This window comes from Sporomusa sp. 246TCP1 (assembly GCF_057319775.1).
The window spans coordinates 1,735,683-1,751,477 of the sequence record NZ_CM170492.1; the positions used below are offsets into that span (position 1 = coordinate 1,735,683).

Annotated in this window: 14 protein-coding genes; all 14 read left to right on the plus strand. The window is 44.0% G+C overall.

What is annotated here, in order from left to right; all coding sequences use genetic code 11:
* The first annotated feature begins 118 nt into the window (after positions 1 to 118).
* The 14 genes from AC1ECB_RS08660 to AC1ECB_RS08725 all read left to right on the plus strand — a co-directional run bounded on the left by AC1ECB_RS08660 (position 119) and on the right by AC1ECB_RS08725 (position 15,528).
* Positions 119 to 2,080, plus strand: coding sequence for a bifunctional 4-hydroxy-3-methylbut-2-enyl diphosphate reductase/30S ribosomal protein S1 (locus AC1ECB_RS08660; RefSeq protein WP_485668325.1), 1,962 nt, complete (start codon positions 119 to 121; stop codon positions 2,078 to 2,080).
* A gap of 8 nt (positions 2,081 to 2,088) precedes the next feature.
* Positions 2,089 to 3,150 carry a type 2 isopentenyl-diphosphate Delta-isomerase gene (gene fni, locus AC1ECB_RS08665; protein ID WP_485668326.1) on the plus strand — a complete coding sequence of 354 codons (1,062 nt, stop codon included), beginning with the start codon at positions 2,089 to 2,091 and terminating at the stop codon, positions 3,148 to 3,150.
* 103 nt (positions 3,151 to 3,253) lie between these two features.
* On the plus strand, positions 3,254 to 4,018 hold the full coding sequence (locus tag AC1ECB_RS08670; RefSeq protein WP_485668327.1) for a DUF1614 domain-containing protein: 765 nt from the start codon (positions 3,254 to 3,256) through the stop codon (positions 4,016 to 4,018).
* The gene (gene spoIIP / locus AC1ECB_RS08675) at positions 4,008 to 5,213 is read left to right on the plus strand and encodes a stage II sporulation protein P (RefSeq protein ID WP_485668328.1); all 1,206 of its coding nucleotides are present in this window, start codon (positions 4,008 to 4,010) and stop codon (positions 5,211 to 5,213) included. The genes AC1ECB_RS08670 and spoIIP overlap by 11 nt, the downstream gene beginning before the upstream one ends.
* A 285-nt stretch (positions 5,214 to 5,498) precedes the next feature.
* Positions 5,499 to 6,806 carry a DUF512 domain-containing protein gene (locus AC1ECB_RS08680; RefSeq protein ID WP_485668329.1) on the plus strand — a complete coding sequence of 436 codons (1,308 nt, stop codon included), beginning with the start codon at positions 5,499 to 5,501 and terminating at the stop codon, positions 6,804 to 6,806.
* A gap of 107 nt (positions 6,807 to 6,913) precedes the next feature.
* Positions 6,914 to 8,239: a ribosome biogenesis GTPase Der gene (der, locus tag AC1ECB_RS08685; RefSeq protein ID WP_485668330.1), complete on the plus strand. Its 1,326-nt coding sequence runs from the start codon at positions 6,914 to 6,916 to the stop codon at positions 8,237 to 8,239.
* A gap of 21 nt (positions 8,240 to 8,260) precedes the next feature.
* Entirely contained in the window at positions 8,261 to 8,881 is a 621-nt protein-coding gene (plsY, locus tag AC1ECB_RS08690) for a glycerol-3-phosphate 1-O-acyltransferase PlsY (RefSeq protein WP_485668331.1), read from the plus strand.
* Complete coding sequence (locus AC1ECB_RS08695; protein ID WP_485668332.1) at positions 8,878 to 9,921, plus strand: NAD(P)H-dependent glycerol-3-phosphate dehydrogenase; 1,044 nt, start codon at positions 8,878 to 8,880, stop codon at positions 9,919 to 9,921. Before plsY ends, AC1ECB_RS08695 begins: the two co-directional genes overlap by 4 nt.
* A 145-nt stretch (positions 9,922 to 10,066) precedes the next feature.
* Positions 10,067 to 11,545 (plus strand): stage IV sporulation protein A, encoded by a 1,479-nt coding sequence (gene spoIVA, locus AC1ECB_RS08700; RefSeq protein WP_021170350.1) that lies wholly within the window; start codon positions 10,067 to 10,069, stop codon positions 11,543 to 11,545.
* Positions 11,546 to 11,697: 152 nt separating this feature from the next.
* Positions 11,698 to 12,147, plus strand: coding sequence for an ACT domain-containing protein (locus AC1ECB_RS08705; RefSeq protein WP_021170351.1), 450 nt, complete (start codon positions 11,698 to 11,700; stop codon positions 12,145 to 12,147).
* A gap of 10 nt (positions 12,148 to 12,157) precedes the next feature.
* Positions 12,158 to 13,450: a homoserine dehydrogenase gene (locus tag AC1ECB_RS08710; protein WP_485668333.1), complete on the plus strand. Its 1,293-nt coding sequence runs from the start codon at positions 12,158 to 12,160 to the stop codon at positions 13,448 to 13,450.
* Between the two features lie 20 nt (positions 13,451 to 13,470).
* Complete coding sequence (gene thrB / locus AC1ECB_RS08715) at positions 13,471 to 14,376, plus strand: homoserine kinase (protein WP_485668334.1); 906 nt, start codon at positions 13,471 to 13,473, stop codon at positions 14,374 to 14,376.
* Positions 14,377 to 14,526: 150 nt separating this feature from the next.
* Positions 14,527 to 15,021: a DUF1648 domain-containing protein gene (locus AC1ECB_RS08720; protein ID WP_485668335.1), complete on the plus strand. Its 495-nt coding sequence runs from the start codon at positions 14,527 to 14,529 to the stop codon at positions 15,019 to 15,021.
* 30 nt (positions 15,022 to 15,051) lie between these two features.
* Positions 15,052 to 15,528, plus strand: a complete 477-nt coding sequence (locus AC1ECB_RS08725; protein ID WP_485668336.1) for a YbaK/EbsC family protein — start codon at positions 15,052 to 15,054, stop codon at positions 15,526 to 15,528.
* Positions 15,529 to 15,795 lie beyond the last annotated feature (267 nt).

Sequence of the window (15,795 nt, forward strand, 5' to 3'; positions counted from 1 at the left end):
TAAAGCCGCCACTATGTTAGCTTTGGCTGAATAGTGGCGGTTTTTATTTGAAACCCAAGGGTAAAGGGGTTATAATAATAAGATAATTATACCAGAGACTACCATGCAGGAGGCTAACGTGAAAATTTTCCTGGCTGAACACCGGGGGTTTTGTTATGGCGTCAAACGAGCTGTCGATATGGCTGTCAGCTCCCTTGACGTAAACTGTCCGGTACATACTTTAGGGCCGATTATCCATAATCCGCAGATGATAAGTCACCTCAAAAAAATAGGTATTAGTACGGTTGATAAACTGGAAGAAATAACAGCAGGCAAAGTCATTATCCGGTCACACGGCGTTGGCCCCGACATATATGACCAGGCCGAAAGCAAGCAATTGCAGGTAGTAGATGCTACCTGTCCGCATGTTAAGAAGGCTCAACAAGCGGCCCATGAGCTTTTACTAGCAGGTTACAAGGTAGTTATTGTTGGCGAACCTCACCATCCTGAAGTTCAAAGTATTCTTGCCTGGACAAACCAAGCAGCCTCAGTAGTAGAAACACCTGCCGAGGCCGAAGCGCTGCCCTGTTATTCCCGCCTGGGAGTAGTAGCTCAAACTACATTTGCCGCCAAGAGATTTGAAGCGATTGTTACAATTTTACAAGCCAAATGCCAGGAACTCAAAATTGAACGCACTATTTGTACGGCAACTGATCTAAGACAGCAGGCAGCCTTAGATTTGGCCAAAAAAGTAGACATAATGATTGTTGTAGGCGGCAAAAATAGTGCCAACACCGCTCGCTTGGTCAGTGTCTGCCAGGATACCGGCAAAGCTGCTTATCACATCGAATTAGCTGATGAACTACAGCCTGAGTGGTTTACAGGTGTACAAACTGCCGGGATTACAGCTGGAGCATCAACACCTGATTGGGTAATTAAGGAGGTATATGAAAAAATGGAAGCACTAACTATGACTGATATTGCAAAAGTAGAGAATGGTAGTATTATAAAAGGCACTGTGGTTGGTGTCCGGCATGATGAGGTATTTGTTGACATTGGTTATAAGGCCGAAGGAGTAATTCCGTTATCAGAACTGGCCTACCCGGCACCGCAAACGGCGATTGAGCTTGTTAGCGTAGGACAGGTCATTGAGGTGTTGGTGCTTGACGCCGACAGTGCTGATGGTCAGGTCAAACTGTCCAAGCTACAAGCAGATAGAATTACTGCCTGGGATAAATTAGAGCAGGCACTTACTGACAAACTGCCGCTGGAAACTAAAATTACCGAAGTTGTGAAAGGGGGGCTAGTTTCCAGTGTTTTCGGCATACGCGGCTTTATTCCGGCTTCGCAGGTTGACCTTAGATTTGTCGAAGATTTGCAGCCGTTTGTCGGCCAGACTGTTCAGGTAATCCCGATTGAAATTGATAGAGAAAAACAAAAAGCCGTCTTATCCCGTAAGCAGCTTTTAGCGCAAGAAAGAGCAACAAAAGAAAAAGAGCTGTTTGCCACACTAACAGTAGGACAAAACATTACCGGCAGAGTAAGCCGCCTGACTAACTTTGGCGCGTTTGTCGATGTGGGTGGCATTGATGGACTTATCCATATTTCGGATTTGTCGTGGCAGCGAGTAAAAAACCCCCAGGAAGTTGTCAATGTTGGCGATGAGGTAACTGTGGTTATCCTCAAAGTTGACCCGGAAGCCAAAAAACTTGCCCTCAGCTTAAAAGATTTAGAACGTGATCCCTGGTTCGCCACCGTTGAAACGTTGGCAGTGGGAACCGTTCTGATTGGCAAAGTTAGCAAGCTTGCCAAATTTGGCGCGTTTGTTGAACTAAAAAAAGGGATTGAAGGACTGGTACATATCTCCGAGATGGCCGAGCGTCGGGTAGCTAGTCCTGAAGAAGTAGTTAGCGTCGGTCAACAAGTAGCGGTTAAGATCCTTGCTATCGACAAAGAAAACAAGCGGATTGCTCTTAGTATCGCCCAAGCCGAACAAGATAAAGAACGAGCCGAATTCAGCGATTATCTCTCAACTCAAGCTCCTTCAACGGGAGTTACACTTGGCGATAAGTTTGGTCATTTATTCAAGCGGGAGGACTAAAAAAACACATGATACGGCAGTCACGCAAATTGGAACACTTGAAGTATTCTCTGCTCTTAGATGATGGCCCGGCGGCTGCCGGATTTACTGATTTTCATTTGGTGCATAACTGCCTTCCTGATTTGGCGTGGCAGGATATTACTATCAATACAGCTATTGCTGACATCCCCTTGTCACAACCCATTATTATTAATGCAATTACCGGCGGCGCAGCCGATGTCATGCCTATTAACTGTGAGTTAGCAGAGTTTGCCCGGCTGACAGGAGCGGCGATGGCGGTAGGATCACAATATTCCGCTATTGAGGACCCGGCGGCGGCTGAGTCTTATAAAGTGGTAAGAAGGCTTAATCCAAATGGCGTGATATTTGCCAATCTGGGCGCCCATGCTTCCCCTGAGGCTGCTCTTTGTGCTGTTGACATGATTGGTGCACAGGCTATCCAAATTCATCTTAATGCCGGCCAGGAAATTATTATGAGTGAAGGTGATCGCAATTTTAGCGGCTATCTGTCTCATATTGAAGCTATTGTCAAAAAAGTTAACGTGCCTGTTATTGTTAAAGAAGTGGGCTGCGGTATTGCCCGTGAACAAGCGCAAGCACTTGCCGGTATTGGTGTTAAAGCCATAGATGTAGGCGGCAGCGGCGGCACCAACTTTCTAGCTATTGAAGCTGCCCGCGGACAGCTAACCCTGGATGCTGAGATGATGTCCTGGGGGATTCCCACTGCTATTGCAGCCGTCGAAGTAATGTCGGCAGTCACACCAGACGTGAATGTGGTTATATCAGGCGGCGTGCGGACACCACTTGACGTCGTAAAAGCTCTTGCTCTTGGCGGTATGGCAGTAAGCATTGCCGGTCCTGTATTAAAAGTAATTACTTGCCAGGGACTAGAAGAGGCTATCAGCTGGTATAAAAATTTCATTATTGATATAAAACGCTTCATGCTCTTGAGCGGTGCTCATACTATCACTGATCTGCGGTCAGTCCCGCTGGTAATTACCGGTTTCAGTCAAGAATGGCTATCAGCCCGAGGAATTACTACAGCGCAATTTGCAAAGCGAAAAAAATAGGCAAAAAGCATGGCTTAAGGCCATGCTTTTTGCATTAATTAAGCGGTAACAGCACAAACTAGCCTTGATAAATCAACATTACAGGGCTATGAGGTGAGATAACATGATGAATTTGCCGCTTGGGATGATTTTACTGTTAGTTGTCAGTGTGCTGGTTTACTTTGGATTAGCTCAACGAATCTTAGATCGCATGCGTATGACGGATAAACAGGCATTACTATTTATTGCCGGTATTGTTGTCGGCAGTTTCATTGACATTCCCATTATGCGTTCTCCGATGGAGATTACGATCAATGTCGGCGGGGCAGTGCTACCCATTATACTGTGCATCTACTTAATTGTCAAAGCAGATGAAACAGCCGAAAGAGTACGGGCAATTGTAGCCGCAGTGCTTGTTGCTGCGACCATATCCTTAGGCTCGCGCTATCTGCCATATGAGCCGGAAAACATGTTTCTTGATCCCAAACTGATCTATGGATTAGCAGCTGGTCTCATCGCCTATATAGCTGGTCGTTCTCGTCGCAGCGCTTTTGTCGGCGGTGTTCTAGGCGTCGTGCTCAGTGATATTGTCCATATTATTACACTTTCAGGTCTGGGCATTCCCGGCACTACTTCACTTGGCGGAGCTGGAGCCTTTGATGTTACCATTATCGCTGGTATTATCGCTGTAATGATTGCCGAACTTGTGGGCGAAACCCGGGAAAAGATCCAAGGCGGGCCAGTACTCGGCCCCAACCGGCCTGAAGGATTATATGAATTTAGTAAAGAATTACATCCCAAAGAAAAACAAATAGCAGATCACGAAGTGGCTAAGAAGATGGAAGACAGCGATACCTCTGACAAGGAGGGAAATAACAGTGATAAATAAGCTTCTTACTACATTACTGGCGCTGCTATTTATTGCAACAAGTGCTTTATGCTACGCTAATGAAAGCAGCAATGGAAATTATTCGACAGTTGTTGATGAAGCCGGTAATTCTGTATATATGACCGGTTGGAAAATGCAAGCCGGCGATCAGGTGCTTACTGAAAATAACCGGCGCTATGAAGTGGTTCGCGTTGAGGGAAACATTGCCTATGCTAAATTTCTCGGGGATGTTAACTTATCAGCCTATTATAATGAAGATACAAGTATACTTGGTCGCTTAAAAGCCTATCTTAAGCCGGCCATTGCCGAAGCAGAAGGTGGTGGTAAAGTTGCTGTTTACCATACCCACTCGGACGAATCCTATGTGCCTACAGATGGTGAAGAAAGCATCTTGGGAGCTGGCGGCATTTACAAAGTTGGCGATGCCTTTACCGCATCATTAGAGAAAAAGGGAATTACCGTCATCCACTCACAGGCAAAGCATGATCCGCATGACGATATGGCTTATGAGCGTTCTCGTCGTACGGCACTGGATTTGATAAAAAAAGAACAGCCTGATGCTATTTTTGATATTCATCGTGATGCAGTACCACCGCAGGTATATAAAGGCAACATTGATGGACAAGAAGTGAGTAAAGTCCAATTAGTTGTTGGCAAATACGGGCCTACCGGCAAGCAAATCGAAGATTATGCCCTGCAAATCAAAGCTGCTGCGGACAAAAAACATCCTGGTCTGGTAAAAGGAGTATTCTTTGCCAAAGGCGGTGATTACAATCAGGATCTGCACCCGCGTTCCATGCTGCTGGAAGTAGGTGCTCACACCAATGATCGTGAATCAGCCGAAAAAGGGATTGCTTTGTTTTCTGATATTGTTCCCACTGTGCTAGGAAAATCCAGCACTCCCACAGGACCCAATGCTGCCGGTACGACTGGTGCAGCTGGTAATACCGGTTTAGGTTCGGCAGCTGGTGGCGCATCAGGGGCCACTAAATCGATGGGATGGATTTTAGGATTATTACTTGTCGGCGGTGCAGCCTTTTTGCTGCTAAGCACAGGTAGTCTAAAGGAAGCTGGTGCCAAACTTAAAAATTTCACTTCCACCGAGTTTGCTAACTTCCTGGGAACAAAAAAAAGCAAGCAGCGTAATACCCCGGCAAAGTCAGAGGACACAGATCAGCAGGACGAAAAAAAGTAGCTCTTCCCAGGCAGGCTTATGCCTGCTTTTTTTATAAGATAAGAAAGTATAAGTTTATTGAACCGCAGAGACGCAGAGTACGCAGAGGGAATGTTCTCGATATACATCTTCCCTCTGCGCTCTCTGTGTACTCTGCGGTTAGAGCCGTACCCTCAAGGGCGCGATAGCGCTTTTTTAATGCCTTAAAGTTTATTGAAGCTAATTCTCACTTTATTTTATTGTTTACTAAACAGTTTGCAGGAAATTATAGCTACTAACGGAATAGTAAAGAAAGGGGGGAATACTTTGACATATAAAGGCATTATATCTACTGTTATACCAGATAGTATCGGCGCTGAAATCGGCCTTGTGCCTGGAGATCGTCTACTTGAGGTCAATGGAGAGGCGGTTCAAGATATTATTGATCTCAGCTTTGCACTAGCAGAGGAAGAAATTGAACTACTAATTGAACATGCTTCAGGCAATCAGGAACTAATTGCCTTTGAAAAAGAGTACGACGAGGATTTAGGACTGGAATTTGAAAGTGCGGTATTCGACAACGTACGGCACTGTGCCAACAATTGCATCTTTTGTTTTGTTGACCAGATGCCTATCGGTATGCGTGATAGTCTCTACATCAAAGATGATGATTACCGACTGTCCTTTTTGTATGGGAATTTTGTTACCTTGACGAACTTAAGTTCACGCGATCTGAATCGAATCGCCAGACTTCACTTATCACCACTTTATGTTTCAGTACATACGACAAATGGTGAGCTTAGACAGCAAATGCTAGGCAGTAAGCACGCCGGAAAAATTATGCAACAGCTACATGAACTAGTAGCGAAAGATATTGAGCTCCACACTCAGGTTGTTTTATGTCCCGGATTTAATGACGGCAAAGAATTAGAGAAAACCATCCGTGATTTATATGCTATGCACCCTGCGATCTTATCACTGGCCATTGTGCCTGTTGGTCTTACCCGTTATCGTGATAACTGTCACCCCCTGACCAGATTTCCATCTTCAGCTGCTGTAGAGATAATTAAGCTAGTACACCACTGGCAAAAAAAATGTCGTGAAGAAAGCCACTCATCCTTTGTATATTTGGCTGATGAATTTTATCTGGCTGCCGGTAAAGAAATTCCTGGTTATGAATCGTATGATGGCTTTCCGCAGCTTGAAAATGGTATCGGCCTTGTCCGCAGCTTTCTGGCTGATTGGGAGCAGGAACAGGTAGCAATGGAAGGATACAGTGAACCTCACTATATTGATGTTGTGTGTGGTATTTCAGCAGAGAAAATTCTTTCGCCCCTTTTAGCTGATTTTCGGATTCCAAACCTAACAGTCCGAATAATTGCCGTAGATAATAAGTTTTTCGGCAGCAGCATAACTGTCACCGGACTTTTGACAGGCAGTGATATAGTGACAGCTTTACAAGAAATACCAGGTCCCCGTACCGCTGTTATTATTCCAGGGGTGGCACTCCGAAAAGGCGAACACGTTTTTCTCGATAACCTGACACCTGATACAATTGCCGCCAAACTGGATGTTCCTGTGCGCACGGCCTACTTTGCTCAGGATTTAAAACAGCTGCTTGCCGCCTGGCGGTAATATAGTATATAGTATAGCGTGGCAGGGACAGGCAAAACTATTGCTAACCGGTAACTTGTCTGTGCACAACAAGCGTTGATTATTAGAAAGATACAAGGTGATATTTGATGAGTAAACCAATTGTTGCAATCGTTGGCCGGCCCAATGTCGGCAAATCAACCATATTTAATTATATTGGAAAAAATCGGTTATCTATTGTAGAAGATATACCTGGTGTTACCCGGGACCGCATCTACATGGATTCCGAGTGGCTGGGCCGTAATTTTACCATGATTGATACTGGTGGTATCGAATTTGAAACTACTGACAAAATGCTTACAGCAATTCGTAATCAGGCTAAGCTGGCCATTGACGAGGCTGATGTCATCATGTTTGTTGTTGACGGCAAGGTAGGTATGACGACTGCCGACAACGAAGTAGCCGTGATTCTGCGCAATACCAGAAAACCAGTTTTATTAGTAGTAAACAAAGTTGACAACATGAAGAACGAGGCTGACATTTATGAGTTCTACAACTTGGGACTAGGCGATCCAATTGCTCTTTCGGCCACCAATGCACTTAATTTTGGCGACATGCTGGATAGGTTGATCGAAAACTTGCCTGAAGAACATATTGAACCGGAAGAAAATGATCAGATTAAAGTTGCCGTTATCGGTCGCCCCAATGTTGGCAAATCTTCATTGGTTAATGCTATCATTGGTGAAGATAGAGTCATAGTCAGCGATATACCCGGAACAACCAGAGATGCTATTGACACTCACTTCACTAAAGAGGGACAGTCTTATGTGATGATTGATACTGCCGGAATGCGCCGTAAGGCTAAGGTTGATATGCCTGTTGAGCGATATAGTGTTATTCGTTCACTGCGGGCTGTTGACCGCTGTGACGTAGTACTCATGGTTATTAATGCTGAAGAGGGAGTAACCGAGCAAGATAAAAAAATTGCCGGCTATGCCCATGAGGCCGGGAAAGCCAGTGTTATTGTCGTCAATAAATGGGACCTCGTTGAAAAAGACAGTAAGACTTCCCTTAAATTTACCGAAACCATCCGTGACGAATTCGGCTTTTTGCAATATTCACCAGTATTATTTACTTCAGCCCTTACCAAACAACGGGTGCAGCGGGTAACCGAGCTTGTTAAATATGTAGCTGATCAACATGCGATGCGGGTGACAACAAGTGTACTTAACCAGGTTATTGAAGATGCAACAGCCATCAATCCACCGCCTTCCGAACAGGGACGGCGGCTCAAAATTTACTTTACTACCCAGCCGCAAGTTAAACCACCTACATTCATTTTCTTTGTCAATGATCCTGAGATCATGCATTTTTCCTATTTGCGTTTTTTGGAAAATAAATTAAGAGAAGCATTTGGCTTTGAAGGAACTCCACTCAAACTGATTGTTCGCGGACGCAAAGAGAAAGATGAGTAAACAAATTGAGGGAGTGGGAGAATGGAATATTTGCTGGTTATTGTCACCAGCTATTTGATTGGTTCAATCCCTAATGGGTTGATTATTGGTCAAAAATTCTATAAAATTGATCTGAGGCAGTTTGGCAGTAAAAATATTGGTGCAACAAACGCCTATCGAATACTGGGTCCTTGGCCGGCGTCCTGGGTATTTCTTACAGATGCCTGCAAGGGAATCGCCGGGGTTCTTCTCGGTCAGTATATCGGCCAAACGGCGATAGCTGAATTGTCTGGTGGAATGGGGGCCATTGCCGGGCATAACTGGTCAATATTCCTGGGATTTAAAGGCGGACGCGGTGTGGCTACCGGGTTGGGCGTAATTGCAATGCTCGCACCAAAGGTTACAATAATTGTCTTTGTTATCTGGGTAATTATTGTCTATTTTACCCGTTATGTTTCACTCGCATCGATTATCGCCGCCGCCTTAGTTCCCGTTTCCATGTGGCTGCTGAACGCCAGGCAGGAATTCTTTTATTTTGGTGTATTAGCTGCATTGTTTGTCATTATCAGACATCGGCCAAACATTGAACGATTACTAACCGGGACAGAGTCCAAAATTAAAGCCGGCAGTAAAACTGAACCAGGCTCCGCGAAAGAGAAGTGACAATTACTAATATGCATATAGCCGTCATTGGTGCAGGCAGCTGGGGTACAGCTTTGGCTACAGTATTAGGTCAAAAACACACAGCTGTTAAACTATGGGTTCGTTCACCTGCGCTAGCTGAACAGATTCAGCTAACCCGAGAAAATGCAACGTACTTGCCGGGCTGCAACCTACCTCATTCGGTTGCTGTTACCCATAACCTGGAAAAGGTCGCGGCAGAGGCTTCCCTCATTGTGCTGGTAACCCCATCACACGCTATCAGGCAAACAGCGGCAAAGTTAGCTCCCTATATCAGATCAGGGACTATTCTTGTTACTGCAGCTAAAGGCCTGGAGTTAAGCAGTGTCAAGCGACTATCGGAGATTATTACTGAAGAATTACCGGTAATTGCCGGCCAAATAGCGGTATTATCCGGCCCTAATCATGCGGAAGAAGTGGCATTACGCTATCCAACAGCCACCGTCATAGCAGCTAAGTCCCGCAAAGTTGCTGAATATATCCAGGATACTTTTATGCTCCCTTATTTTCGTGTTTATACCAATCCTGATATGATTGGCGTTGAATTAGCCGGCGCACTAAAAAATGTTATAGCGCTGGGGGCTGGTATCTCTGATGGATTAGGCTTTGGCGACAACGCTAAATCTGCGCTTATGACGCGCGGACTGGCTGAAATTGCCCGTCTGGGTATGGCCATGGGGGCCAATCCCCTGACTTTTGCCGGACTTGCAGGTATTGGCGACCTAATTGCTACCTGCACAAGTATCCACAGTCGTAACCGGCGAGCCGGACTTATGTTGGCAGAAGGTAAGACGGTAGATGAAATCCAAGCTGAAACATCAATGGTGGTAGAAGGCATCAGAGCAACCAAAGCTGCCTTCCAATTAGCAGCTAAGTATAAGGTTGACATGCCTATAACCGATCAGCTATATCGAGTACTCTATCAAAATAAGTCTCCCAAAGACGCTGTCCTGGAGTTAATGACCCGCAGTCGCACCCACGAGGTCGAGGAAGTTGCGCTTACTAATTTAAACTGGAATTAATAAACTTGGCATAAAAATGTATGGTGACTAATAAAGTATGGTAAGTTACTTTTTAGTTACCATACTTTTTTTATTTTGTAATATTTGGAGTGGCCTGTCATATATTTATAATGACAACTACCGTAATCAGGGAGGGATACGCCAGATGGAAAAATTCGACTTGTTTAGAGATATCGCCGAACGCACTGGTGGAGATATTTATATTGGTGTAGTCGGCCCGGTCCGCACGGGTAAATCAACCTTTATCAAGCGTTTTATGGAGACTATGGTACTGCCTAATATAACTGATCCCTATGACAAAGAACGTGCCAAAGATGAGTTGCCGCAAAGTGCCGGCGGTAAAACCATAATGACGACTGAACCCAAATTTATTCCTAATGAGGCAGTAGAAATTAATGTAAAAGACAACGTGAATGTTAGAGTGCGGGTGGTCGATTGTGTCGGTTACACAGTAGATGGTGCGTTAGGTTATGAAGAAGCTGAGGGACCTCGTATGGTGCTCACACCCTGGTTCGAGAACGAAATTCCCTTCCAGGAAGCAGCTGAGGTAGGCACTCGCAAAGTAATTACTGAACACTCAACAATTGGCTTAGTCGTTACTACTGATGGTACTGTTACCGATCTGTCACGAGATAAATATCTATTAGCTGAAGAGCGGGTCATTACCGAACTTAAAGAACTACAAAAACCATTCTTAGTAATTCTAAATACCGGCAAACCCAATGCAAAAGAAACACGGGAGCTGGTAGCAAAACTAGAAGGTACTTATGATGTACCGGTAATTCCGGTAGACTGTGCCCAATTATCCCATGATGATATATATGGCATTTTGCAAGAGGTACTCTATGAGTTTCCTGTTAGAGAAGTCAATATCACCTTACCTAAGTGGGTTGAGGAGCTTGATAAAGATCACTGGTTACGCCAGAAATTCGAAGGTGCAGTCAGCAATGTAGTGCAATATATTCGACGCCTGCGTGATATTGACCGGGCAATTGACGATTTATCAGGCTACGATTTTGTCGCCGATGTAATTCTTCATGATATGGATCTTGGCAGCGGTATTGCTGTTATTGAAATGACCGCTCGCACAGACCTATTCTACGCTGTTCTTGAAGAGCTCACAGGCTTTACCATCACGGGAGAACATCACCTGCTCAGGCTTATGAAGGATCTTTCAGTGGCCAAACGACAGTATGACAAAATATCGACTGCGTTGGAAGAGGTTGAACAAACAGGTTATGGTATTGTGCCGCCGCAGCTTGATGAAATGGTTCTGGAAGAACCAGAGATTATTCGTACAGGCAATCGCTTTGGCGTAAAACTCAAAGCTTCAGCACCTTCTTTACATATCATCCGCACTGATGTGCAAGCTGAAATCTCACCGATTATTGGCACTGAAAAACAAAGCGAAGAACTGATTCAATACCTAATGCGAGAATTTGAAGGCGAGCCGGAAAAAATCTGGCGTACTAATCTGTTTGGAAAATCGTTAAATGAACTTGTTCGTGAAGGTATTCAAAATAAATTGACAAGTATGCCGGAAAATGCACAAATGAAACTAAAAGATACACTTCAGAAAATCGTTAATGATGGTAGTGGCGGATTAATATGTATCATTTTTTAAATAAACCAATACTATATCCATGATTAGCAGTCAGTTCTGTAAAGGACTGACTAATTTTTTTGTATTTTTGCTTGTAAAAGCCGCTATTTTGATGATATAATGTCTACCATATAAAGATATCCATCCGCAACAGCAGTACCAAGGAGGTCAATATGGTTACAGGACAAAAAGCTATTTTTTATCTAGTTCGGGAGGAGATTTTACCCGAAGCCATAAAAAAAACAATTAAAGTAAAAGAATTATTAAAACGTGGTGAAGCGCGAACTATCAACGAAGCAGTCGAAAAAATGGAATTGAGCCGTAGCGCCTACTACAAATATAAGGACTATGTATTTCCGTTTTACGAAGCAAGTAAAGAAAAAATTGTAACAATCGCTTTACTGTTAGAACACAAATCAGGTGTATTATCACGGGTTTTGAACACCGTAGCCAACGAACATGGCAGTGTACTAACAATTAATCAGGGCATTCCACTTCAGGGAGTGGCAAACGCGACAATATCGATTGAAACTGCCGAGTTAGTTATCGACTTGGAGGCATTGCTTGACAAGTTGAGAATGGTAGATGGAGTAAAGAGACTGGAAGTTTTAGGCCAGGCTTAGGAGGCAAACTATGAGTGTAATTAATATTGCTTTGTTGGGAATGGGTACTGTAGGTACCGGCGTTGTGAAAATTTTAACTAATAACGCCCATAATATTTCCCAAAAAGTAGGTATACCAGTTGTAATTAAGAAAATACTGGTGAGAAATCTTACCAAAGCTAGAACCGTAACAACAGAGGCTGAGCTAGTGACTAACATGGAAGAAATCCTAAATGATCCTGACATTTCAATTGTCGTCGAAATCATGGGCGGAGAAATTCCTTCTAAGGACTATATGGTGGCTGCGCTTAAAGCCGGTAAGCATGTTGTCACTGCCAACAAAGATGTTGTATCCAAATATGGTCGTGAACTCTTTGAGGCGGCTGAAGCCAGCCAGGTTGATTTTCTCTTTGAGGCCAGTGTGGGCGGTGGTATTCCCATTATCCGTCCGCTTAAGCAGTGTTTAGCTGCCAATAAGATTACCGAAATTATGGGCATAGTAAATGGGACCACTAACTATATGCTTACCAAAATGTCAAATGAGAAGCTGGACTATGCTGACGTACTAGCTGAAGCGCAGGCCAAAGGCTATGCCGAATCTGATCCAACAGCCGATGTCGGTGGCTTCGATGCTGCCCGCAAGATTGCCATTCTGGCATCAATTGCCTTTGGTGTCCGAATTACACTGGATGATGTCTCCATCGAAGGGATAACCAACATCTCTATTCAAGATATTGAATATGCTAAAGAACTTGGTTTTATTATCAAACTACTGGCCATTGCCAAGCAAAACGAGCAGGGGATTAATGTCCGGGTTCATCCGGCACTCCTGCCAGCCGGCCACCCGTTAGCCTCAGTCAATGACGTGTATAACGCAATATTCGTCAAAGGAGATGCCGTAGGTGAAACTATGTTTTACGGCCGTGGTGCAGGGGAATTGCCGACAGCCAGTGCAGTTGTTGCTGATGTAATTGATGTCGCCCGTGATATTCGCCATCATGTCAGCAGCCGTATTTTATGTACCTGTTTTGATCAAAAACCTATTTATCCGGTCAATAAAATAGAATCCCCGTATTACATTAGACTGCTTGTTGAAGATAAACCTGGCGTATTAGCAGCCATTGCCGGCGCATTTGGCGCTCAGCAAGTCAGCTTACATTCTGTTATTCAAAAGCGAAAAGTCGAAGGTTCTACTGAACTTGTCCTTATTACCTATCGGGTATCTGATGAAAATATTCGTTTGGCCATGAGCACCTTGCTGGGTATGTCAGTAGTAAGTAAATTAGGTAGTGTTATTCGAGTAGAAGCAGAACAAATTTCATAAGTTCAAAGGGTGGCGATACTATGGCAAGTACCGTAAAAATTCGCGTGCCGGGAACAACAGCCAATTGTGGCCCCGGGTTTGATGCAGTCGGCATTGCATGTACATTATACAACGATCTTGAGCTTACCTTGAGTGACGAGGACGGTATATCGCTGGAGATAACGGGAGAAGGAGCCGAGTTCATTCCCGCTGACGATTCTAACGTTGTAATTAAGGCGATAAAAATGATTCTAAACAAAACCGGCCATACAGCCAAAGGCATAAAGCTCACGATGATTAATAAAATTCCCCTTGCCCGGGGTCTTGGCAGTAGCGCAGCAGCTATTGTTGGTGGACTGGTCGGCGCCAATGAGCTTACTGGCCGCCACTTTACCAAAGAAGATATTTTGGCTATGGCAACAACCATCGAGGGTCACCCTGATAATGTTGCTCCCGCCATATTTGGTGGGATTACTGTAAGCATTATGGATAGTGGCATCGCTAAGTATCTCCGTTTTTTACCCCCTGCAGATTTTTCGATGGTGGTTGTAATTCCCGAGTTTAATCTATCTACTAAAGCCGCCCGCAAGGTACTGCCTGAAACAGTACCTTTTACTGATGCTGTATTCAATGTCAGCCGGGCAGCACTCCTAATTGGTGCCCTATGTACCGGCGAATTGAAGCTATTGTCGCATGCACTGCAAGATAGACTACACCAGCCTTACCGGGAAAAACTCATTCCCGGAATGGCCCAAGTCCTGTCAGCTGCTCGCCAGGCAGGCGCACTGGGGGCAGTTCTAAGCGGTGCCGGGCCTTGCCTGTTAGCCTTTACTGATGGTAACTCTGACAAGATCGGCAGGGCTATGGTTAAAGCCTTTCATATTCACAAAGTAAAAGCAAGCTATCAGCTTTTGCAAATTGACCAGCAAGGTGCTGTCATTATATAGCTATCTGATTGGATTACAAGTAAAAAAGAACACCTGTTCATAATTAGCGCGAACAGGTGTTCTTTTGATACTAAGCCAATGAAGATTAAAACAATTAATTGCCAGCGAGCATAATTAACAATTATAGCGATTGTTAAGGGGGCAAAATATATGGCTTTTTCAGAAAAAAAGAGTGTTCGACCAATCATAAAATTACCGTTTACAAGCACCGAACTTATCTTAGAATGTATTGCGGTTATTGGTTTAATCTTCATGATTGGAACACTGGTTTCTTCGTGGTCATCAATTTCAGAAATAGTGCCAAAACATTTCGGTCCTACAGGAGAAATCGATGCATGGGGCAATAAGAATCTTCTTTATTTTCCCATTACGCCTGCGGTTATCATTTATATTTTCTTATCTGTACTAACTCGTTTTCCGCATATTTACAACTATCCAGTCAATATTACTGAGGAAAACGCAGAAAGACAGTATAGAACTGCTCGCACTTTAATAATAGCGGTAAAAACTGAAATAGTGTTGATTTTTATCTACATCCAATGGACTATGATAACTAAGACTAAAGCGTTGTTTTTACCTGTGTTTTTATTTATATTGCTGGGGACTTTATGCTATTTCGTATACCGCGCTTATAAGCTAAAATAACATGACCAACGCTAAGAAAAGGAGACCATCATGGCGATTGAAAAAGTGAAAGCGTATTTTGAAAAATATAACTTGGCGGATCGGGTACAGGAATTTGAAGTGTCCAGTGCAACCGTGGAGCTTGCCGCAGCCGCATTACATTGTGAACCGAAAAGAATTGCAAAAACGCTCTCATTTATGGTCGGCGAACAGGCTATTTTGGTCGTCACCGCCGGTGATGCCAAAATAGATAATGCAAAATACAAGGCGCAATTTGGAACGAGAGCGAAAATGCTTACTTCCGGCGAGGTGGTTGATCTGATTGGCCATGCTATAGGTGGGGTTTGTCCTTTTGCCGTCAAAGAGGGAGTTGTCGTTTATCTGGATGAATCTCTAAAAAGATTTGAAACGGTATTTCCGGCTTGCGGTAGCAGCAATAGCGCCATTGAGCTGACAATAGAAAAACTGGAAAAATACTCAAACTATTCTGCGTGGGTGGATGTATGTAAATGCTGGAATGAAAAATAGTGTATGTTATAAGAAAAACGCTATCGCGGCCTTTTAATCTTCAGCCAAAAAATAGTAATGCTATAGTCCACGATACCGTTATTCCTTTGCGTACTTTGAATACTTTGCGGTAACAATCCTTAAAATGGGATGGGCTTGACTTTTGGCTAGTTCTTTGGATTTGCACACATCAGATATTTGGCCAATCGAATACAAGGTGAAGGCCTTTTACTTTTGGCATTGCCCCAAAAGTAACAAAAGGTCTAGGCCCCAAGCCTCCAAAAGCTG

Coding starts and splice junctions, on each gene's coding strand:
- AC1ECB_RS08725 (WP_485668336.1), top strand. CDS start 15,052: ATGGCGATTGAAAAAGTGAAAGCGTATTTTGAAAAATATAACTTGGCG.
- AC1ECB_RS08670 (WP_485668327.1), top strand. CDS start 3,254: ATGATGAATTTGCCGCTTGGGATGATTTTACTGTTAGTTGTCAGTGTG.
- AC1ECB_RS08720 (WP_485668335.1), top strand. CDS start 14,527: ATGGCTTTTTCAGAAAAAAAGAGTGTTCGACCAATCATAAAATTACCG.
- der (WP_485668330.1), top strand. CDS start 6,914: ATGAGTAAACCAATTGTTGCAATCGTTGGCCGGCCCAATGTCGGCAAA.
- thrB (WP_485668334.1), top strand. CDS start 13,471: ATGGCAAGTACCGTAAAAATTCGCGTGCCGGGAACAACAGCCAATTGT.
- AC1ECB_RS08710 (WP_485668333.1), top strand. CDS start 12,158: ATGAGTGTAATTAATATTGCTTTGTTGGGAATGGGTACTGTAGGTACC.
- AC1ECB_RS08705 (WP_021170351.1), top strand. CDS start 11,698: ATGGTTACAGGACAAAAAGCTATTTTTTATCTAGTTCGGGAGGAGATT.
- plsY (WP_485668331.1), top strand. CDS start 8,261: ATGGAATATTTGCTGGTTATTGTCACCAGCTATTTGATTGGTTCAATC.
- fni (WP_485668326.1), top strand. CDS start 2,089: ATGATACGGCAGTCACGCAAATTGGAACACTTGAAGTATTCTCTGCTC.
- spoIVA (WP_021170350.1), top strand. CDS start 10,067: ATGGAAAAATTCGACTTGTTTAGAGATATCGCCGAACGCACTGGTGGA.